This window comes from Nocardioides sp. Z40_12, from assembly GCF_058215795.1.
This window is the reverse complement of sequence record NZ_JBZAJA010000007.1, coordinates 195918-215395: the sequence shown is the minus strand read 5'-3', so window position 1 is coordinate 215395 and position 19478 is coordinate 195918. Positions and strand designations below refer to the sequence as shown.

Annotated in this window: 19 protein-coding genes; 8 read left to right on the top strand and 11 right to left on the bottom strand. The window is 73.5% G+C overall.

Going from position 1 to position 19478, the window contains the following annotated elements:
• Positions 1-91 precede the first annotated feature (91 nt).
• Genes AC4BG9_RS14595 through AC4BG9_RS14580 form a run of 4 tightly spaced genes read left to right on the top strand, consistent with a single transcriptional unit; the run spans position 92 to position 3665 of the window.
• Entirely contained in the window at positions 92-1018 is a 927-nt protein-coding gene (locus AC4BG9_RS14595) for an ABC transporter ATP-binding protein (protein ID WP_490571838.1), read from the top strand.
• The gene (locus AC4BG9_RS14590; RefSeq protein ID WP_490571837.1) at positions 1015-1758 is read left to right on the top strand and encodes an ABC transporter permease; all 744 of its coding nucleotides are present in this window, start codon (positions 1015-1017) and stop codon (positions 1756-1758) included. Before AC4BG9_RS14595 ends, AC4BG9_RS14590 begins: the two co-directional genes overlap by 4 nt.
• A gap of 21 nt (positions 1759-1779) precedes the next feature.
• Positions 1780-3033, top strand: coding sequence for a sensor histidine kinase (locus tag AC4BG9_RS14585; RefSeq protein ID WP_490571836.1), 1254 nt, complete (start codon positions 1780-1782; stop codon positions 3031-3033).
• Positions 3030-3665 (top strand): response regulator, encoded by a 636-nt coding sequence (locus AC4BG9_RS14580; protein ID WP_490571835.1) that lies wholly within the window; start codon positions 3030-3032, stop codon positions 3663-3665. Before AC4BG9_RS14585 ends, AC4BG9_RS14580 begins: the two co-directional genes overlap by 4 nt.
• A gap of 19 nt (positions 3666-3684) precedes the next feature.
• On the opposite strand, the gene ileS is transcribed toward AC4BG9_RS14580, so the two are convergent.
• Positions 3685-7008 (bottom strand): isoleucine--tRNA ligase, encoded by a 3324-nt coding sequence (gene ileS, locus AC4BG9_RS14575; RefSeq protein ID WP_490571834.1) that lies wholly within the window; start codon positions 7006-7008, stop codon positions 3685-3687.
• A gap of 335 nt (positions 7009-7343) precedes the next feature.
• Between ileS and AC4BG9_RS14570 the strand changes: the two genes are divergently transcribed.
• The gene (locus AC4BG9_RS14570; RefSeq protein ID WP_490571833.1) at positions 7344-7892 is read left to right on the top strand and encodes a DinB family protein; all 549 of its coding nucleotides are present in this window, start codon (positions 7344-7346) and stop codon (positions 7890-7892) included.
• Positions 7893-8159: 267 nt separating this feature from the next.
• On the opposite strand, the gene AC4BG9_RS14565 is transcribed toward AC4BG9_RS14570, so the two are convergent.
• Both AC4BG9_RS14565 and AC4BG9_RS14560 read right to left on the bottom strand, forming a co-directional pair.
• Complete coding sequence (locus AC4BG9_RS14565) at positions 8160-8585, bottom strand: hypothetical protein (protein WP_490571832.1); 426 nt, start codon at positions 8583-8585, stop codon at positions 8160-8162.
• Positions 8582-8980, bottom strand: coding sequence for a hypothetical protein (locus tag AC4BG9_RS14560; RefSeq protein ID WP_490571831.1), 399 nt, complete (start codon positions 8978-8980; stop codon positions 8582-8584). The genes AC4BG9_RS14565 and AC4BG9_RS14560 overlap by 4 nt, the downstream gene beginning before the upstream one ends.
• A gap of 39 nt (positions 8981-9019) precedes the next feature.
• On the opposite strand from AC4BG9_RS14560, the gene dapD reads away from it, so the two are divergent.
• Together dapD and AC4BG9_RS14550 are read left to right on the top strand one after the other, a co-directional pair.
• The gene (gene dapD / locus AC4BG9_RS14555; protein ID WP_490571830.1) at positions 9020-9982 is read left to right on the top strand and encodes a 2,3,4,5-tetrahydropyridine-2,6-dicarboxylate N-succinyltransferase; all 963 of its coding nucleotides are present in this window, start codon (positions 9020-9022) and stop codon (positions 9980-9982) included.
• Between the two features lie 4 nt (positions 9983-9986).
• Complete coding sequence (locus AC4BG9_RS14550) at positions 9987-10985, top strand: VldE C-terminal domain-containing protein (protein WP_490571829.1); 999 nt, start codon at positions 9987-9989, stop codon at positions 10983-10985.
• 78 nt (positions 10986-11063) lie between these two features.
• On the opposite strand, the gene dapC is transcribed toward AC4BG9_RS14550, so the two are convergent.
• A complete protein-coding gene (gene dapC / locus AC4BG9_RS14545) occupies positions 11064-12173 on the bottom strand; it encodes a succinyldiaminopimelate transaminase (RefSeq protein ID WP_490571828.1) in 1110 nt (369 codons plus the stop codon).
• A 4-nt stretch (positions 12174-12177) separates the two neighbouring features.
• Entirely contained in the window at positions 12178-12504 is a 327-nt protein-coding gene (gene fdxA, locus AC4BG9_RS14540) for a ferredoxin (RefSeq protein WP_490571827.1), read from the bottom strand.
• 123 nt (positions 12505-12627) lie between these two features.
• On the opposite strand from fdxA, the gene AC4BG9_RS14535 reads away from it, so the two are divergent.
• Positions 12628-13527 (top strand): GNAT family N-acetyltransferase, encoded by a 900-nt coding sequence (locus AC4BG9_RS14535; protein WP_490571826.1) that lies wholly within the window; start codon positions 12628-12630, stop codon positions 13525-13527.
• A gap of 23 nt (positions 13528-13550) precedes the next feature.
• On the opposite strand, the gene AC4BG9_RS14530 is transcribed toward AC4BG9_RS14535, so the two are convergent.
• The 6 genes from AC4BG9_RS14530 to AC4BG9_RS14505 are packed head-to-tail and all read right to left on the bottom strand — an operon-like array spanning position 13551 to position 19475.
• Positions 13551-15656: an acyltransferase family protein gene (locus tag AC4BG9_RS14530; RefSeq protein WP_490571825.1), complete on the bottom strand. Its 2106-nt coding sequence runs from the start codon at positions 15654-15656 to the stop codon at positions 13551-13553.
• Positions 15657-15693: 37 nt separating this feature from the next.
• A complete protein-coding gene (locus AC4BG9_RS14525; RefSeq protein ID WP_490571824.1) occupies positions 15694-17448 on the bottom strand; it encodes a VanW family protein in 1755 nt (584 codons plus the stop codon).
• A 9-nt stretch (positions 17449-17457) separates the two neighbouring features.
• Positions 17458-17829, bottom strand: coding sequence for a DUF6113 family protein (locus AC4BG9_RS14520; protein ID WP_490571823.1), 372 nt, complete (start codon positions 17827-17829; stop codon positions 17458-17460).
• Entirely contained in the window at positions 17826-18740 is a 915-nt protein-coding gene (gene mshB / locus AC4BG9_RS14515; RefSeq protein WP_490571822.1) for an N-acetyl-1-D-myo-inositol-2-amino-2-deoxy-alpha-D-glucopyranoside deacetylase, read from the bottom strand. Before mshB ends, AC4BG9_RS14520 begins: the two co-directional genes overlap by 4 nt.
• A 10-nt stretch (positions 18741-18750) precedes the next feature.
• Positions 18751-19056 carry a hypothetical protein gene (locus AC4BG9_RS14510; RefSeq protein ID WP_490571821.1) on the bottom strand — a complete coding sequence of 102 codons (306 nt, stop codon included), beginning with the start codon at positions 19054-19056 and terminating at the stop codon, positions 18751-18753.
• On the bottom strand, positions 19053-19475 hold the full coding sequence (locus tag AC4BG9_RS14505) for a (deoxy)nucleoside triphosphate pyrophosphohydrolase (protein ID WP_490571820.1): 423 nt from the start codon (positions 19473-19475) through the stop codon (positions 19053-19055). Before AC4BG9_RS14505 ends, AC4BG9_RS14510 begins: the two co-directional genes overlap by 4 nt.
• Positions 19476-19478 lie beyond the last annotated feature (3 nt).

Below are 19478 nucleotides of genomic sequence, written 5' to 3'. Positions count from 1 at the left end.
CCGGCCTCCCTCGGTGTCATCCGATCGGTTGACCCGAGGTCGGGCCCGTCGGGCGATGCGCGCCGGCGCCCCGGGGCACCACGCTGGGAGCATGGACCAGGACAAGAACGTGGCGGTGCGGGTCACCGACCTGCGCAAGGCCTACGGCGACAGGACGGCGGTGGACGGCCTCAGCCTCGAGGTCGCGCCCGGGGAGGTGTTCGGCATCCTCGGCCCCAACGGGGCGGGCAAGACCACCACGGTGGAGTGTGTCTCGGGGCTGCGCACCGGCGACGCGGGCAGCGTCCGGGTGCTGGGGCTCGACCCCTGGACCGAACGCGAGGCGGTCACCCGGCTGGTCGGCGTCCAGCTCCAGGAGAGCCGGCTGCAGGACAAGATCACGGTCCGCGAGGCGCTGGAGCTCTGGTCGGCGTTCCACGACGACCCGGTGCCGTGGCCGGAGCTGGTCGAGCGGCTGGGCCTGGCCGGCCACGTCGACGCCCGCTTCGCCAAGCTCAGCGGAGGCCAGCAGCAGCGGCTCTCCCTGGCCCTGGCCCTGGTCGGCCGGCCCCGGGTGGCGATCCTCGACGAGCTGACCACCGGCCTGGACCCCCGGGCCCGCCAGGACGTGTGGCAGCTGGTGCGCGAACTGCGCGACACCGGGGTGACCGTGCTGCTGGTGACCCACCTGATGGAGGAGGCACAGGCGCTGTGCGACCGGGTCGCGATCATCGCCGACGGCCGGATCCGTGCCCTGGACACCCCCGACGGGCTGATCCGCCGGGCCTCCCGGGCCACCGTCACCTCCTTCGTGCCGAGCGCTGGCGTCGACCTGACCGCCCTGAGCACGCTGGACGGCGTCTCCTCGGCCCGCACCGACGCCGGCCGGGTGACGGTCGAGGGCAGCGAGGAGGCTGCCGTGGCCGTGCTCGGCTGGCTCTCGGTCCGGGGCGTCGTCCCGCACCGCCTCCGGGTGGTCGACAGCACCCTCGACACCGCCTACCTCGACCTCACCGACCAGACCCGGGAGACCGCATGAGCACCCCGACCGCCGCCGTGCTGCGCACCGAGGCCCGGCTCTTCACCCGGGAGCCCGGGTCCCTGTTCTGGATCGTGCTGTTCCCCTCGCTCCTGCTCTGCATCCTGGGAGCGGTGCCGGCCCTCCGCGAGCCGGATCCCGGCCTGGGCGGGCTGCGGATGATCGACACCTACGTCCCGGTCGCGGTGCTGCTGTCGTTGATCGCGGCCTCACTGATCTCGATGCCCCCGGTGCTGCTGGGCTACCGGGAGCGCGGGATCCTGCGCCGGCTGCGCACCACCCCCGTGCGGCCCGGCTCCGTCCTCCTGGCCCAGGTGACGCTGCACGCGGCGGCGGTCCTCGCGTCGGTGGTGCTGGTCCTGGCCGTGGGCCGGCTGCTCTTCGACGTCGCCCTTCCCGAGTCCGGCGCCGGCTACGTCGTCGCGCTGGCCCTGGCGGTCACGTCCTCGTTCGGCCTGGGCGCGGCGGTCGTCGCCGTCGGCTCCGACGTCCGGACCGGCACCGCGATCGGGATGGCGGCGTTCTTCCCCTCGATGTTCACCGCCGGTGTGTACTACCCGGTGCAGGGGATGGGCGGGGTGCTGCGCGACGTCGTCGTGCTGACCCCGATGGGGGCCGCCGCGGAGGCGCTGCACGACGCGACGCAGGGCGGGTTCCCCGACCTCGCCGACCTGGCGGTGACCGGCGGCTGGTCCGTCCTCCTCGCCCTGCTCGCGGTGCGTGCCTTCCGGTGGGAGTGACGCGATGACAGGCTGTGCCCCGTGAGCAGCCAGGCGACCGTCTCCCGTCCGGGGATCACCGTCGACCTCGAGAACGCGCGCTGGGCACGGCTGATGCCGTTCGCCCTGCTGGCCCTGGCCATCCTCGCGGCGGTCGTCTCCAACCCGCTCTTCGAGGACGAGGCGAAGGACCTGCGCGTGATCCTGGGCCTGGCCGGGCTCACGGCGGCCTGGATGGCGCTGTGGACGTTCGTCCTGCCGTCGACCCGGCGGCGCCGCCAGGTGATGTACGTCGGCCGGACGGCGGCTGCCTTCGCGCTCACCTGGCTCAATCCCTTCTTCGGGATCTTCGCCTTCGTCGGCTTCCTCGACGTCTTCGACATCTTCGAGGGCCGCTGGGCCTACCCCGGGGCCCTGGTGGTCGCGGTCACCCAGGCGGGCTCCCAGTCGGGCGGCCTGCCGCCGGACAGCGGGGTGCAGTGGATCGTCCTCCTCGCGCTGCTGGTGCTCAACTTCGGGATGGCGACCTTCTTCAGCCTGCTCACCCTCAGGATGGAGAAGGAGAACGTCGCGCGGGCCGTGACGATCGAGCAGCTGGCCCGGCTCAACGCCGAGCTCGAGCGGTCCGCCGCCGAGAACGCGACCCTGCACGAGACGGTGGTGGCACAGGCCCGGGAGGCCGGGGTCCGCGAGGAGCGGCAGCGCCTGGCCCAGGAGATCCACGACACCATCGCCCAGGGACTCGCGGGGGTCGTCGCCCAGCTGCAGGCGAGCCACGAGGAGGTCGACCTCGTACGGCGTCGCGCCCGCGTCGAGCGGGCCACCGCTCTCGCACGCTCGGCCCTCGCGGAGGCCCGGCGCTCGGTGCACGCGCTCGACCCGCTTCCCCTCGACCGGGCGACGCTGCCCCAGGCCCTGGCGGCCGTGCTCGACGGCTGGTCACAGGAGCACCCCGCCAAGACGGACCTGCACGTGACCGGGGAGGTGCGTCCCCTGCACCCCGAGGTGGAGTCGACGCTGGTACGGATCGCCCAGGAGGCGCTCGCCAACGTGGCGCGGCACGCCGGGGCCGACCGGGTCGGCCTCACGCTCAGCTACCTGGACGACGAGGTGATCGTGGACGTGCGCGACGACGGCGTCGGGTTCGACCCGGCGGGGGGCGGCCCGGGATTCGGCCTGCGGGGCATGCGGCAGCGCGCCGAGCGGCTCGCCGGGGTGCTCGACGTCGAGTCCGCCCCGGGCGGGGGCACGGCGGTCTCGGTCCGGCTGCCCGCCCTGGAACGAGGCGCGCCGTGACGGACGGTCCCATCCGCATCCTCGTCGTCGACGACCACCCCGTGGTCCGCGACGGCGTCTGCAGCCTGCTGGCAGCCGTCGACGGCTTCGAGGTGGTGGGCGACGCCGACAGCGGGCCGGCCGCGGTGGCCCTGGCCGTCGACCTGGACCCCGACGTGGTGGTGATGGACCTCCGGATGCCCGGCGGGGGCGGGGTCGAGGCGGTGGGTGAGCTGCGGAGGCTCGGACTGCGGGCCTCGGTGCTGGTGCTCACCACCTACGACACCGACTCCGACGCGGTGGCCGCGATCGAGGCGGGCGCCGCCGGCTACCTGCTCAAGGACTCCCCGACCGCGACCCTGGTCGCCGGCGTGCGCGCCACCGCCGCTGGCGAGACGGTGCTCTCCCCCACCGTGATGGCGCGGCTGGCCTCGCACGTCCGGGCCCCGGCGCGCACCGGGGCCCTGACCGCGCGCGAGCGCGAGGTCCTGGCGCTGGTCGCCCGGGGCCGCTCCAACCGGCTGATCGCCGAGGAGCTCTTCGTCAGCGAAGCCACCGTGAAGACCCACCTGGTGCGGATCTACGAGAAGCTGGCCGTCGCCGACCGGGCCGCCGCCGTGGCCGCCGGCTACCAGCGGGGCATCCTGGGCTGACCGGCGCTGACGGTGTGCCTCAGGCGTCGGCCACCCGCACCTGCACCGAGACCTCCTCGGCGGTCCCCGCATAGTCGACAGAGGTGGCCAGGGTCTCGCCGGCGAGCAGCTCCTGGTGGGTGCGCGCCGCGTCGAGCACCGCCTGGGGACCCGAGACGGTGAGCGCGATCCGGTCCGAGACCTCCAGGCCGGCGTCGCGCCGGGCCTGCTGCACCGACCGCACCAGGTCCCGGGCCAGGCCCTCGGCCTCCAGCTCGGGCGTCAGGGTCGTGTCGAGCACGAGGAAGCCACCACCGGGCAGCACCCCGGTCGCCGTGCCCCCTCCAGCGTCCCCGGCCACGGTCTCCAGGGTGTACTCCCCCTCGACCAGGACGAGGCCGCCGGCGGTCACGGTGCCGTCCTCGGCCACCGACCAGTCGCCCGACTTCGAGCCCTTGATCGCGCGCTGCACGTCCTTGCCCAGCCGGGGACCGGCCGCGCGGGCGTGGACGGTCAGGCGCTGCTCCACCGCGTGGGCCGCCGCCTCGGCGTCGTCGGCGCTCAGCACGGTGACCGACTTGAGGTTGAGCTCGTCGGCCACGATCGACTCGAAGCCGGCCACGGCCCGGGCGTCGGGGACCACCACGGTGAGCCCTGCCAGCGGCAGCCGGTTGCGCAGGCCTGCGGCCTTGCGCAGCGCCGAGCCCGCCGAGCAGACCTCGCGCACGGTGTCCATGGCGGCGACCAGCGCGTCGTCGGCGGGCAGCTCCTCCACGTCCGGCCAGTCGGTCAGGTGCACCGAGCGGCCGCCGGTCAGGCCGCGCCAGATCTCCTCGGTGGTCAGCGGGAGCAGGGGCGCGGTGACCCGGCAGAGCACCTCCAGCACCGTGTACAGGGTGTCGAAGGCCGCCCGGCCGGACTCGTCCAGCGCCCCGCCCGAGGCCCAGAAGCGCTCGCGGGAGCGGCGGATGTACCAGTTGGTGAGCACGTCGAGGAAGCCGCGGGTGGTCTCGCAGGCGTCGGCGATCGCGTAGTCGTCGAGCTGCTCGGTCATCGCGGCCACGTACTGCCGGGTCTTGGCCAGCAGGTAGCGGTCCAGCGGGTCGGTCGACGCGGTCGACCAGGCGGCGTCGTACCCGCCGGGGCGCGCCGCGTTGGCGTAGAGCTGGAAGAAGTACCAGCTGTTCCACAGCGGGATCATCACCTGGCGGACCCCGTCGCGGATGCCCTGCTCGGTGACCACCAGGTTGCCGCCGCGCAGGATCGGGCTGGCCATCAGGAACCAGCGCATCGCGTCGGCGCCGTCGCGGTCGAAGACCTCGCGGACGTCGGGGTAGTTGCGCAGCGACTTGCTCATCTTGTTGCCGTCGGAGCCCAGCACGATGCCGTGGCTGATGCAGGAGGAGAAGGCCGGCTTGTCGAAGATCGCGGTGGCCAGCACGTGCAGCGTGTAGAACCAGCCGCGGGTCTGGCCGATGTACTCCACGATGAAGTCGCCCGGGAAGTGGCCCTTCTTCTGCGCCGTCCCGTCGAACCACTCGGCGTTCTCGAACGGGTAGTGGTTCTGGGCGAACGACATCGAGCCGGAGTCGAACCAGACGTCGAGCACGTCGGTGACCCGCCGCATCATCGACTGGCCCTCCTCCGGCGTGCGCGGGTCGTCGGGGTTGGGCCGCACCAGGTCGTCGACGAAGGGGCGGTGCAGGTTGGGCTCGCCGTCGGCGCCCCGCGGCAGCCGGCCGAAGTCGCGCTCGATCTCCTCGAAGGAGCCGTAGACGTCGATGCGGGGGTACGCCGGGTCGTCGCTCTTCCACACCGGCACCGGGCTGCCCCAGAACCGGTTGCGGGTGATCGACCAGTCGCGGGCGTTCTCCAGCCACTTGCCGAACTGCCCGTCCTTGATGTGCTCGGGCACCCAGCGGATCTGCTGGTTGAGCTCGACCATCCGGTCCTTGAAGGCCGTCACCTCCACGAACCAGGAGGAGACGCCCTTGTAGATGAGCGGCTCCCGGCAGCGCCAGCAGTGCGGGTAGGAGTGGTCGTAGGACTCGCGGCGCAGCAGCACGGTGCCGGGCGTCACCGAGCCGGCGGCCTCCTCCCGCGTCGCGGCCTTGAGGTGGTCGATGATCTGCAGGTTGGCGTCGAAGACCTGCAGCCCCTCGTAGTCGGTGACCGGGAAGGTGAACCGCCCGTCCTTGCCGACCGGCATCACCGCCTCGATCCCCTCGCGGTCGGTGACCACCTTGTCGTCCTCACCGAAGGCGCCGGCGGTGTGCACCAGGCCGGTGCCGTCGGTGGTGGTGACGAACTCGGCCGGCACCAGGCGGAAGGCGTTCTCGTGGCCCAGGTAGTAGGAGAACGGCGGGGTGTAGGTGCGTCCCACCAGGTCGGCGCCGCGGTAGCGGGCCAGGACGACCGGCTCCTCGGCGTCCGGGAAGAGCTCGCGCTTGTAGGCCGCGAGCCGTGGCTCCGCGAGCAGGTAGCGGGCGGTGCGGTCGGTGCCGGGGACGGGGCCCTGGACCACGACGTAGTCGATGTCCTCCCCCACCATCACCGCGAGGTTCGAGGGCAGCGTCCACGGCGTGGTGGTCCAGACCAGGGCCAGCACGCCCTCGAGCGGGTCCTCGGCGTCGGCGGCCAGCGACGGGTCGCGCTCCAGCCGGTAGCCGACGGTGACCGCCGGGTCCTGGCGGTTCTGGTAGACGTCGTCGTCCATCCGCAGCTCGTGGTTGGACAGCGGCGTCTCGTCGTTCCAGCAGTAGGGCAGCACCCGGAAGCCCTCGTAGACCAGCCCCTTGTCGTGGAGCTGCTTGAACGCCCAGATCACCGACTCCATGTAGTCGGGGTTGAGCGTCTTGTAGTCGTGGTCGAAGTCGACCCAGCGGGCCTGGCGGGTGACGTAGTCGCGCCACTCGTCGGTGTAGCGGAGCACCGAGGCACGGGCGGCGTCGTTGAACTTCTCCACGCCCATCTCGTGGATCTCGTCGGTGGTCTTCAGACCCAGCTGGCGCATCGCCTCCAGCTCGGCGGGGAGCCCGTGGGTGTCCCACCCGAAGCGGCGCTCGACCCGCTTGCCGCGCATCGTCTGGTAGCGCGGGACGATGTCCTTGACGTAGCCGGTGAGCAGGTGGCCGTAGTGCGGCAGGCCGTTGGCGAAGGGGGGCCCGTCGTAGAAGACGAACTCGTTGCCGCCGTCGGCGCCCGGGTCGCGCTGCGCCACCGAGGCGCGGAAGGTGTCGTCGGCGGCCCAGTGCGCCAGCACCGCTTCCTCGATCGCCGGGAAGTCGGGGTTGCTCGGCACGGCGGGGGCGCCACCGGTCGCGGCTTCGCTGGTGCTGAGGTGGGAGACCTTCGGATAGGTCATCGGTGCTGCTCCTGCGGGTCGTCGTGCGTGGCGGATGCTGCTGGCCACGAGGACGACCACCGTCGCAGGACGACGAGAGCCGCGGTACCACCTCGCTTGCCGCCCGATGCCGGTCCGAGGGACCGGGCAGGGGCGACCACTTCGTTGCGGGCTGTGTCGGGCCCACCCGTCCGGTTCTAGTGGGGCGCTTCCCGGCGTGGAAGGCCTTTTCTTCCGGAAGGCTCGCCGCTGATGACGGCTCGGACGCCTGTGGTCACATGCTACGTGGGGGCCCCGAACCCCGCTACCCGGGTGTCCGGCGACGCTCCGCCGGGGATTCTGATGGAATGTCCCCCATGACCGAGCGCAAGGCACCCGACATGTGGGTCGATCCCGAGTACGACCCCCGCGTCGCCGACGTGCCCGCGGTGGGCGAGAAGGCGATCCTGCTGGAGTACCTGGACCGCTACCGGACCACCCTCGACCTCAAGTGCGACGGTCTGGACGCCGAGCAGCTCGCCCGCCGCTCCGTGCCGCCGTCGACGCTCTCCCTGCTCGGGCTGGTGCGCCACCTGGCGAAGGTCGAGCACCACTGGAACCGGCGGGTGCTGGAGGGCGACTGGGCGCTGCCCCGGCTCTACGACACCGACGAGGTGCCGGACAACGACTTCGACGGCGCCGTGGCCGACGACGACCTGGTGATCGAGGCCTGGGAGGCCTGGTTCCGCGAGCTCACCCACTCCCGCAAGCTCTTCGTCGAGCTCGACCTCGACTCCCACGTCCTGGTGCAGGGCATGCCGATCGAGGTGCGCGACGTCGTCGTCCACCTCCTGGAGGAGTACGCCCGCCACGTCGGGCACGCCGACCTGCTGCGCGAGGCGATCGACGGCCGCAAGGGGCAGTAGCCGGAGGGAGACACTCCACTTGCTCCCGGCGGCCTGGCCCGAGGCGGAGGCGTCCACGATGCCGTTGCGCGGGACCTTCACCTTCTTCGGGAAGTCGTAGGTGTTCTGGGTGTACGGCGGGATGCTCCCGTAGCCGCCGCACCGGGTCTGCATGGTGCCGGTCCATCCGACGACGCGCCCGTTGCGGATGCGGAAGCCGACCCGTCGCCCCACTCCTTCGACGGCGACCTTGCGGACAGCGGGCGAGCGGGTGGAGGCTCCGCCCCGTCAGCGCCCGGGGCGGGTCTCCGGCTCCACGTGCCTGAGCCAGGCCAGCCCGACGAAGGGCAGGACCAGCGGGACGAAGCCGTAGCCCTGGCCGAAGTGCGACCAGACGGTCGCATCGGCGAAGAGGTCAGGGTCCAGGACGGTCCACAGCCCGACGCCGAGCACGCCGACCAGCTCGAAGAGGCAGGCGGCGAGCGCGACCCGGAAGGCCCGACGCCCGGGACGCCGGAAGGCCAGCGTGGCGACGAGGTAGACCACCGCGGCGACCGCGGAGAGCAGGTAGGCGACCGGCGCCTCCTCCAGCTTGGTGACGATCTGGGCGAACGAGCGTGCCCCGGCCGCCACCGCGAAGACGGCGTAGGCCGCGATCAGCACCTGGCCCACCGCCCGGCGGCGCGCCGGGACCGGCGTGGCCGCGGGCCTCACCACGTCAGCTGGAGGCGGACCACCAGGACCACCATGGCGATGGCCGTCACCGCCACCACGCCGAGGTGCGGCAGGTCGGGCTCCGCCGGCTCCTCGCCGGTCTCCTCCTCCGCCTCCCCCTGTGCGTCGTCGACGAGCGGCCGCCGGTTCAGCAGGATCACCGGCAGGCCCACCGCCGCCACCGCGTAGCCGATGTGGGTCACCGGGGAGTCCACCTCGTGACCGCGCAGCAGGGTGATCACGTCGAGCAGCACCACCACGGCCGTGGCTCCGTGGGCGGCGACCATGAAGCGCCGCACGATCGGGTCGAGGCCGGGGAGGCGCAGCGCGAGGAGGGCGAGGACGGCGACCAGGCCGAGGAAGCCGGCGACTGCGTAGGACAAGGCGGGAGACACGTGCCCGAGGGTATCGAGCGCCCCCGTAGAGTTCTGCGGGTGACCTCGCCTGCGACCTCCGACACCGCCGCCTGGGGCTACGGCCTCGTCTCGCGCGACTCCTCCGACGCCGTCCTCGACGTCTGGTTCCCCCGGCCCGCGCTGGGCTCGGCCGACCGTCAGGGTGCTCCCGAGGAGCTCGCCGGTCTGGAGGGCCACGACGAGCTGCGCCGCGTCTCGCGCCGGGTCGAGCTGGTCGAGATCGCCGACCTCTCCGCCGCACCCAGCACCGCCCAGGACGCCTGGCTGCGGCTCCACCTGCTCTCCGCCCGCCTGGTCACCCCCCGCAGCATCTCGATGGACGGCATCTTCGGGCTGCTCGCCAACGTGGTGTGGACCTCCGCCGGCCCGTGCCGCGTCGAGGGCTTCGAGACCGTCCGGGCGCGGCTGCGCGCCGCGGGCCAGCACGTCACCGTCTTCGGCGTCGACAAGTTCCCCCGGATGGTCGACTACGTGGTGCCCAGCGGCGTGCGGATCGCCGACGCCGACCGGGTGCGCCTGGGCGCCCACCTGGCCAGCGGCACCACGGTGATGCACGAGGGCTTCGTCAACTTCAACGCCGGCACCCTGGGCACCTCGATGGTCGAGGGCCGGATCTCGGCGGGCGTGGTGGTCGGCGACGGCTCCGACATCGGCGGCGGCGCCTCGATCATGGGCACCCTCTCCGGCGGCGGCACCGAGGTCGTCTCGGTCGGCGAGCGGTGCCTGCTGGGCGCCAACGCGGGCATCGGCATCTCGCTGGGCGACGACTGCGTGGTCGAGGCCGGCTGCTACGTCACCGCCGGCACCAAGGTGACCGTGCGCGAGGGCGAGGGCGAGGAGACCCGGGTCGTGAAGGCGGCCGAGCTCTCGGGCGCGAGCAACGTGCTCTTCCGGCGCAACTCGGTCTCCGGGGCGATCGAGGCCGTGCCGTGGAAGGGCCAGGGCATCGCCCTCAACGACGCGCTCCACGCCAACGACTGAGCGCGTGCCGCACCGAGCACCCGCACTCTCGCGCCGCAGCGGCGCCCGGGTCTGGCGGTGGGTCCTGGCCGCCGTCGTGGCGCTCTCCCTCTTCGTGGGCATCGGCGTCGTCTTCGACCGCGGGGTCGGCCCGCTGCTGGCCCGCGACGAGTGCGTGGCGGAGGTCGACGGGCTGACCGTGCGGCTCTCGCACGAGCAGGCCGAGAACGCCTCCCTGATCGCGGCGATCTCGGTGCAGCGCGGGATGCCGGCCCGGGCGGCGACGATCGCCCTCGCGACGGCGTACCAGGAGTCGAAGATCCTCAACATCGAGTACGGCGACCGCGACTCCCTCGGGCTCTTCCAGCAGCGGCCCTCCCAGGGCTGGGGCACCCGTGAGCAGGTGCTCGACCCGGTCTTCGCCACCCACGCCTTCTACGACGCCCTGGAGAAGATCGGCGACTACCGCTCGATGGAGGTCACCGTCGCGGCGCAGACCGTGCAGCGCTCGGCCTACCCCGACGCCTACGCCGACCACGAGGACGACGCCCGGGTGCTGGCCTCGGCCCTGACCGGGAACTCCCCCGAGGCCTGGAGCTGCACCGTGGACGACGGCGTCGCCGACGCCTCGCCGGCCCTGACCGGGTCGGGCCTGACCAAGCGCGCGGAACGGGTGCGGCTCGCGGTGGCGGGGGCCTTCGGCCCCCAGCAGCTCGGCGGCTTCGCGCCGGGCGGGGTCCGTGCCGGGCACATGGCCGGCTCCACCCACTACGAGGGCCGGGCGGTCGACATCTTCTTCCGGCCGGTCTCCGCCGACAACCGGCGCCGCGGCTGGGCGGTCGCCCACTACCTGGTCGCCCACGCGGCCCGGTTGCGGGTGCAGACGGTCATCTTCGACGACCGGATCTGGCAGGCGCGGCGCTCCGACCAGGGGTGGCGCGACTACCGGGTGCCCGGCTCCTCCCGGGGCGACCCGGAGATCCTCGAGCACCGCGACCACGTGCACGTCGACGTCTTCGCCTAGCACCGCCCGGCCAGCCGGGCGCGCCCAGGAGAGCCCAGGAGCCCCGGGGAGCGCCTCGCCCCCGCGGGGCGGGCGGGCTCAGTGCAGGCGCGCGGCCGCGGCGGCGATCCGCTCGTCGGTGGCGGTGAAGGCGACCCTCACGTGGCGGGAGCCCGCGGCGCCGTAGAAGGAGCCCGGGGCCACCAGGATGCCGCGGTCGGCGAACCAGGAGACGGAGTCCCAGCAGTCCTCGTCGCGGGTGGCCCACAGGTACAGGCTCGCCTCGCTGTGGTCGATGCGGAAGCCGGCGTCCTCCAGGGCCCCGCGCAGCGCGGCCCGCCGGACGGCGTACCTGGCGTGCTGCTCGGCCACGTGCACGTCGTCGGCGAGCACCGCCGCCATCACCCGCTGCTGGGGCTCGGGCATCATCAGGCCGAAGTTCTTGCGGACGGCGAGGAGCTCGGCGACCACCGCCGGGTCACCGGCCACGAATGCGCACCGGTAGCCCGCGAGGTTGGAGCGCTTGGAGAGCGAGTGGACCGTCAGGATCCCCTCGGGGCTCCCCCCGCAGACGTCCGGGTGGAGCACGCTGACCGGCGGGTGGTCCGGCTCCCAGCCGCACTCGAGGTAGCACTCGTCGGAGACCAGCAGGGTCCCGCGGTCACGGCACCAGTCGACGACCTTGCGCAGGTGCTCGGGCGGGAGGACCTTGCCGGTCGGGTTGGACGGGCTGTTGAGCCAGAGCAGGCGCGGGGTCCGCGGCCCGATCGCGGTGAGGCTGTCGGTCGCCAGGAGCTCGGCGCCGACCAGGGCCGCGCCGACCTCGTACGTCGGGTAGGCGAGCGCGGGCTGGACCACCAGGTCGCCCGGCCCCACGCCGAGGTGGAGCGGGAGGGCGCCGATCAGCTCCTTGGAGCCGACCGCCGGCAGGACGCCGTCCACGCCGAGACCGGTCACCCCGAACCGCCGGGCCATCCAGTCGACGACGGCCTGACGCGTCTCGACCAGGCCGACGGTCAGCGGGTAGCCCGGAGCGTCGGCTGCCTCGGCCAGGGCGCGCTGAGCCAGCGCCGGAGTCGGGTCGACGGGGGTGCCGACCGAGAGGTCCACGATCCCGTCGGCGTGGGCGCGCGCGACGGCGCCGTACGGTGCCAGGTGGTCCCAGGGGAAGTCCGGGAGCCGCCCCGAGACCGGAGGCCCGGGGATCACCGACTCAGTGGTCCTGGTTCTGGGGGCCGAGGGCGGCGATCATCGGGTGGTCCTTGTCGATGACGCCCATCTTGGCCGCGCCACCGGGCGAGCCGAGGTCGTCGAAGAAGTTGACGTTGGCGTCGTAGTAGTCCTTCCACTCCTCCGGGGTGTCGTCCTCGTAGAAGATGGCCTCGACCGGGCAGACCGGCTCGCAGGCTCCGCAGTCGACGCACTCGTCGGGGTGGATGTAGAGCATCCGCTTGCCCTCGTAGATGCAGTCGACGGGACACTCGTCCACGCACGCGCGGTCCTTGACGTCGACACACGGCTGGGCGATGACGTAGGTCACCGGGGCCTCCTGGGCTCGGGAGCGGATGGACTGCGCTCAGCCTAGTATCCCCGGGTGACTTCGCCCCAGGAACCCCACCAGTTGGGCTCACCAGATTCTGCGGACCCGCGCCCGGGCTCCCACATGCTGGGGCCGCACGTCGTCGGACAGCGGGTCGTGGTGCGGCGCCTGGTGCCGGGCGAGAGCGGTCCGACGGGCGGCCCCGCCTTCACCGACGTGCTGGGGACCTGCCTCTCCTGGGAGGGCGGGCGCTGCCGGGTGGAGCGGGAGGACGGCACCGTGGTGACCATCGAGATCGCCCACATCGTCTCCGGCAAGCCGGTGCCGCCCCGGCCCCCCGTGCGCCTGCGGGTGGGCGTGCGCGACGCAGAGCTGCACACCACCTCGCTGTGGGCCGGGCTGGAGGTCGAGCCGCTGGGCGAGTGGGTGCTGCGCAGCGACCCCTCCCCCGCCGGGCGCCCGCTCAAGCGGGCCAACTCGTGCCTCGCCCTCGGCGACCCGGGGGTGCCCCTGCCCCGCGCGGCCGAGGCCGTGCGGGAGTTCTATGCCGCGCGCGACCGCCCGGCGCTGGCCCACACCGAACCCGGGTCCGCCCCGCACGCGGCGCTGCTGGCCGCCGGCTGGGAGCCGGTCCCCGGTGGGGAGTCCTGCCTGATGCTGGCCTCGACGGCGCGGGCGCTGCGGGCCGCCCGGGCCGCCGCGGGGCCCTTCGAGGTGGTCTCCGAGGAGTCCGAGGGCCGGCTCACCGCGACGGAGGGCGACGGCGTCGCCCGCGGTGCGGCGGCCTGCGACGGCGACTGGCTCGGGCTGCACCGGCTCCACGTCGACCCCGCGCACCGGCGCCGGGGCGCGGCCACCGCAGTCCTGGCCGAGCTCCTGGAGTGGGGCGCCGAGCGGGGCGCCACCACCTCCTGGCTGCACGTCGAGACCGACAACGCCGCGGCCCTGGCGCTCTACGGGTCGCTCGGCTTCCGGGTGCACCACGAGATGACCTACCTGGCCGCCCCGGCCGGGCGAGGCTGACCCGAGACCGACCCGGGCCGCGCTCACCCGTCGAGGAAGCCGGTCCCGCGCAGCGCCTGCCAGATCTCCTCGCGGTGCTGCTCGAGGTAGGTCGCGGTCACGTGGTCGGAGTTGCGCCACACCACCTGGCCGTCGATGACCGGGCGGCAGGTGGGGTGGTCGGGGCACACCACCGGGTTGAGGTCGACCGTGGCGGCCGCGGCGCTGGCCCCGGCTGCCACCCGGTAGTAGCTGTCGGAGAGCGGACGGTCCTCGGGCCAGACCACCAGGCACTCGCCCTGGGTCCGGGCCCTGGCCAGGCAGTCCAGCGGGTCGGGGCCGCCGGTGCCCCAGCCCCGGGTGCCCATGATCGCCTTGACCATCACCGCCCGCGCCCCCGCCTTCTCGACGAGCCGGACGGTGTCGTCCACCGCGTCGCCGAAGGCGCCCGGCAGGGCGACCTCGCGTCCCCGGTAGTCGACCAGCCCCTCCCCCACGCCGTCCCCGCGCGGGGCGTTGACGAGCAGCACCACGTCGGCGTCCATCGCGGGCAGGGTGCGGGTGTAGAACCCCTGGCGCGACTCCAGGCAGCGCGCCCGGTTGCTGCCCCGGGACTTGGTGCTGACCAGCCCGTGCGGCCAGGGGCAGGCGGGCACCACGTTGGCCGAGAGCCGGAAGCCCTGCTCCCGGGCCAGGGCGGTCAGGGCGGGGGTCAGCATCCGGGCGTGGCTGTCCCCGACCAGGACCACGTGCGGGCCCTCGCCGTCCACGACCAGGCACTGCGACGGGTCCTCGGGCCGGCAGCGGGTGACCGCGGGACCCCGGTCCTTGCCGATCCTCTTGAAGTCCAGCCCCTTCGGGACGGGCCGCTCCAGCTGCTCGGCCAGCCGGTCGCCGTCCTGGGCACGCGGGGAGACCACGGCCGCCGTGGCCGGCTGCCCGAGCGCCAGCACCGGGGTGCGGCCGCTGTCGAGCACCGGCGGCACGACCACGACCGCGGCGAGCACGCTGAGGGCGAGCCCGGTGCCGACCACCGGCCAGTGATGGCGGTCGAGCCGGCGCCCGGTCCTGATCGGCGACTCCAGGAACTGGTGGGAGACCGAGGCGAGGCCGATGGTCAGCGGCACGGTGAGGAGGGCGACCACGATCCCGGGCGCCTCCAGGATCCGCTCCAGGACCACGATGATCGGCCAGTGCCACAGGTACATCCCGTAGGAGATCTTGCCCAGGTGGGCCATCGTCGGCAGCGCCAGGAAGCGCGCCACCGGGGCAGCCGGGGCGGTGTAGGCGCCGGCGATCAGCGCGGCCGAGAGGACGGTCGCGAGGAGGTTGCGGTTGCTGACCGACATGGAGACCAGCTCGGTGCCGAAGACGAGGAAGCCGAGCGCGCCCGCGGCCACCAGCGCCCGGCCGGCCCGCGGCCAGCTCACGCGGTCCTGCTCGTCGCGGGACGCGGCGTACTCGCGCAGCGCGACCGCCAGCACCACCCCGGCCAGCAGCTGGAAGAGCCTGGTGTCGGTGCCGAAGTAGGCCCGCATCGGGTCGACCCGGGCGAGCAGCACCTGTGCGGTCGCCGAGGCGACCATCAGGGCGGCGCAGGCGGCCAGCAGCAGGCGCGGGCTGCGCCGGCCCCACCTGTACCAGGCGATCACCAGGAGCGGGAAGAAGATGTAGTACTGCTCCTCGACCGAGAGCGACCAGAAGTGCATGAACGGCGACTCCCGGATGTCTCCGGCGAAGTAGTCGGCGTCGTCGGCGATGAACTTCCAGTTCGCCAGGTAGAGCAGGGCCGACTGGGCCTGGCGGACCAGGGCGAACCGCTCCGGCTGGGAGGCGATGAGCAGGAAGACCGCGCTGGTCGCCACGATGGTGGCCAGCGCCGCCGGCAGCAGCCTGCGCACCCGGCGGGCGTAGTAGGCGCCCAGCCGCAGCCGCCCGGAGGCGTCGACCTCGCCGAGGACCACGTGGGTGACCACGAAGCCGGACAGCACGAAGAACATGTCCAGCACGATGAAGCTGGCGGAGAACCCGGTGACCTGGGCGTGGAAGAAGATGATCACCAGCGCGCCGAAGGCACGCATGCCGTCGAGCTCGGGTCGGTAGGACCAGCGGGGTGGTCCTGGACGGGGCGGCGAGGTCGACTGGCTCATCGCCACCCGAGGGTACGAGACGCGGGGGCGGCGGCGCTCAGTCCCCCTTGGGGGGCTTGCAGACGACCGAGTCGGACGGGGTGTAGGTGGTGGTGAAGGTCTCGGTCCTCACCACCTCGGAGCTGCCGGGGCGCCGGAAGAAGCGCTTCACGTCGACCGTGAAGCCTCCGTAGCCGGAGTTGGGGTAGCAGTCGGCGGTGTCCAGGGTCCGGGTCGCGGGCTGGGTGAAGGCGTAGCGGTCACTGGTCGAGGAGGTGATGTCCCAGACCTTGGTCGACCACATGCTGACCGTGACGGTGCCCTGGCCGCCGGGGCTGCTCGGGGTGACCTTGGCGTCGATCAGCACGCCGTAGTCGGTGTCGTTGCGGAACCGCAGGTCGATCGCACCCCACGCCACGGTCGCCTCCCGACCGACCGGGTAGCGGTCGATGTAGAAGGAGTGGGGCTTGTGCTCGACGTCCTCGAGACCGGCGAAGAACATCGCGTTGAACACGGTGGTGGCCATCTGGGAGACCCCGCCGCCGAGCTCCTCCTTGAAGATGCCGTCGGCGATGATGAACCCCTCGGTGAACCCGTTGGCCCGGGTGCGCTCGCCGACGGTGTCGTTGAGGGAGAAGGTCTCCCCCGGCCGGAGCACGGTGCCGTCGATCAGCTCGGCGGCCCGGCGCAGGTTGGTGTTGCGGTAGTCGGCGTGCGGGTAGTAGGTGGAGAACGAGGAGACCTTCTCCTTGATCCCGAGCGCCTCGGCGTCGGCGGTCTTGAACTCCGCCTCGGCGACGGTGGCGCTCACCTCGAGGTCGCGCTCCCCCGGGGGCGCGGCGACCAGGTCCAGGAAGGCGGCGTCGACCTCGGCCTGGTCGAAGCTGGTGCCGGGCTTGTCCGGGACCACCTGCGGGCGCCCGTCGACCAGGGCCACGGTGGCGTCCACCGGCCCGCCGGCGGTGTTGAGGGCCTCGTCGAGGATCTCGGCCAGCTTCTCCTCGTCCAGGGTGGGCTTCAGCGCGCCGTCGACCGGCTCCAGCGAGAGCGCGGGCGTGTACTGAGCCGGGGTGAGCGTGGTGACGTCGCTGCCCACGGTGAGCGTCACCGGCTCGGAGACGGCGGCGTTGGCGAACGAGGTCAGCGCCTCCTGCACGTCGGCCTCGTCGATCTCCGGCTCCACGTCGGTGGACTCGGTCTCGGCGCGGGAGTCCTCGGAGAGGTAGGCCGCCACCAGCGCCTCGCGGGCGGCGTCGGGGTCGACCCCCTGACCGATCCGCGGCTCCCGGGTGCGGACCTCGCCGTCGACCAGGCGCACCCGGCCCTCGACCGGCGGCGAGCCCACCTCCTCCTGCAGGCCCGCCAGGAACTGCTCCATCGTCGGCTCGTCGACCTCGACCACGGCCTCGAGCTCGTCGCCGCCGGTGAAGTAGTCCCACAGGCGGGCCGGGGACCAGGACTCCTCGCCGCCCGCCTCCGCGACGGAGGCGTCGTAGTCGACAGAGAGCCCGGCCTCGGCGGGGCTGACCTCGCGCTCGTCACCGTCGACGACCAGGGTCAGGGGCGCCTCGGCGCGCTCGGCGAGACCGCGCTCGAGCCGCTCGGCGGCCTCCGACTGGGGGTGACCACCGATGTCGACGCCGGAGACGGTGGTCCCGCGGGGGACCTTGTCGCCGGCCACCTGGTGGGCGACGGCGTAGGCGCCTCCTGCCAGGAGCAGCAGGCCGAGCAGGACCAGGACGACGACGCGGCCACCAGCCTTCTCGGCGGGCTGGTCGGCGGCGTCTGCGGGCGCGGCTTTGGTCGTGGGCACCCGGCGAGTCTAGAAGGGGGAACCCACTTCTCCCCCAGCCGCGCGGTCGCGTGGGCGGCCGGACCGGCGCGGCAGGGTCGCGATGCCCCACACCGCCGCCGCCAGCCCGGTGGCCATCAGCAGGTAGCCGCGGAGCGTGGAGGCGACCAGGAAGTCGCCCTCGGGGCGGGGCACCACGGCCCACCCCAGGGCCGCTACCCAGCCCAGCGCGAAGGCCAGGCGCGCCCACCAGCCCGCCGGCAGGGCGGTCATCGTGGCGATCAGGGCGGCCAGCACCAGCCCGATCCCCCACCAGCGGCCGTGGACCAGCACCGCGGCGAGTCCGGAGCCGACCCCGGCGACCAGCAGGCCGAGCGCGGCGGCGGCCCGCAGGGGGCTCACAGCCCGGCGAAGAGGTCGGTCTCGAGCCCGTCGGGCCCGAGCGGGCCGGGGGTCCCCTTGGCGATCCGGTAGAACTCGTCACCCCAGGCGGGGGCGCCGAGGTTGTTGGAGAGCGCGAAGAACGGCCCGTCGGTGGTGACCTGGGTGGCGTGCGCGGCCAGTGCCGCCATCTTGGTCTCCACGTAGTCGCTGGCCTCCACCACGGCCGAGAGGTCCTCGTCGGCGGTGACGAAGTGCGGCAGCGGGCCGTCGGGGTCCATCCCCTCGAACGTCGTGGCGTCGCCCGCCTCGCGCAGCGACCGGAGCCCGGCCCGCATCCGCGACTCCGACATCGCCCCCCAGTAGATCTTGGCGATGTCGTGCGCCTCGCCGAGGTCACGCCGGTAGGAGGGCACGGCCGCCAGCGCGGCGCCGTAGGTGGCGACCCGGTGAGCCTGGATGTGGTCGGGGTGACCGTAGCCGCCGAACTCGTCGTAGGTGACCATCACCTGCGGGCGGACCTCGCGGATCACCGCCACCAGGTGGTTGGCCGCCTCGGTGAGGTCGGCGCGCCAGAAGGCGTTGGCGTGGATGTCGTCGGCCGGGATCGCGTGGCCGTCGGGGTGCCACTTCATCCCGGAGTCGCGGTAGGTGCCGAAGCCGCCCAGCCACCGGTGGTCGGTGACGCCGAGCTCGCGCATCGCGGCCGCCATCTCGCCCCGACGGTGCTCCCCGAGCCCGTCCTCGCGGTCGGCGGCGAGGTGCTCGAGCTCGGGGACGAGGATCTCGCCCTGCTCGCCCGCGGTGCAGGTGACGAGGGTGACGCCCCGGCCCTCGGCGACGTACTTGGCCATGGTCGCGCCGTTGCCGATCGTCTCGTCGTCGGGGTGGGCGTGGACGAGCAGGAGGCGCTGGTCGGGCTGGGAGGTCATGGCCCAGAGCCTAGTCCGGGGGGTCCTCCCCGAGCAGGTCCGCTCGCTTCACCCGCTTGGGCGCGGTGGGCAGCTCCAGCGGCGGTGCGGCCGGGCCGGTCTCCTCCGGGAGGTCGAGCCACCCGTCGTACTCCTCCACTAGCAGCTCGAGCACCGGCTCCGGCGCGTCGCTGAGCACCGCCCACGGGTGGCCCTCGTCGTCGTCCTCCCCCGCGAGCCGCTCCCGCTCCAGACCGGCCTGCCACCCGTCGCGGAGCAGGCGGGCCACCGCGGCGCGGGCGTCGTCCTCGTCGAAGAAGACCGCACGGGCACTCATGCGCCCCACCCTCCGGGGGCGGCCGCGAGGTGGCCGCGCAGCTCCTCGAGGAACGGGCGGTCGGGCTCCAGCCAGTCGACCTCGCCGAGCTCGTCGGGGCCCAGCCACCGCAGCGCGTCGTGCTCGGCTGCCACCGGCTCCGGCTCGCCGGCACCCAGCCCCGCGACGGCGACGCGCAGCTCGTGGGCCTCGCCGATCGGCACCGTGCCGGTGAGCCAGCCGACCACCTCGACCCGGCAGCCGAGCTCCTCGGCCACCTCCCTGACCAGCGCCTCATCCGGACCTTCGCCGGGCTCGACCTTGCCGCCGGGGAACTCCCAGCGGCCGGCGGCGGCCGGCGGCGAGGTGCGACGGGCGGCCAGCACCCGGCCCTCCCGCACCACGGCCGCACCCACCACCTGCCTGCGCAACGCCCCCACTGC

What these genes read in the sequence shown, in the direction of transcription:
- AC4BG9_RS14595 (WP_490571838.1), top strand. Translation starts at nt 92, where the DNA reads ATGGACCAGGACAAGAACGTGGCGGTGCGGGTCACCGACCTGCGCAAG.
- AC4BG9_RS14590 (WP_490571837.1), top strand. Translation starts at nt 1,015, where the DNA reads ATGAGCACCCCGACCGCCGCCGTGCTGCGCACCGAGGCCCGGCTCTTC.
- ileS (WP_490571834.1), bottom strand. Translation starts at nt 7,008, where the DNA reads ATGACCTATCCGAAGGTCTCCCACCTCAGCACCAGCGAAGCCGCGACC.
- AC4BG9_RS14570 (WP_490571833.1), top strand. Translation starts at nt 7,344, where the DNA reads ATGACCGAGCGCAAGGCACCCGACATGTGGGTCGATCCCGAGTACGAC.
- AC4BG9_RS14535 (WP_490571826.1), top strand. Translation starts at nt 12,628, where the DNA reads ATGCTGGGGCCGCACGTCGTCGGACAGCGGGTCGTGGTGCGGCGCCTG.
- AC4BG9_RS14530 (WP_490571825.1), bottom strand. Translation starts at nt 15,656, where the DNA reads ATGAGCCAGTCGACCTCGCCGCCCCGTCCAGGACCACCCCGCTGGTCC.
- mshB (WP_490571822.1), bottom strand. Translation starts at nt 18,740, where the DNA reads ATGACCTCCCAGCCCGACCAGCGCCTCCTGCTCGTCCACGCCCACCCC.
- AC4BG9_RS14510 (WP_490571821.1), bottom strand. Translation starts at nt 19,056, where the DNA reads ATGAGTGCCCGTGCGGTCTTCTTCGACGAGGACGACGCCCGCGCCGCG.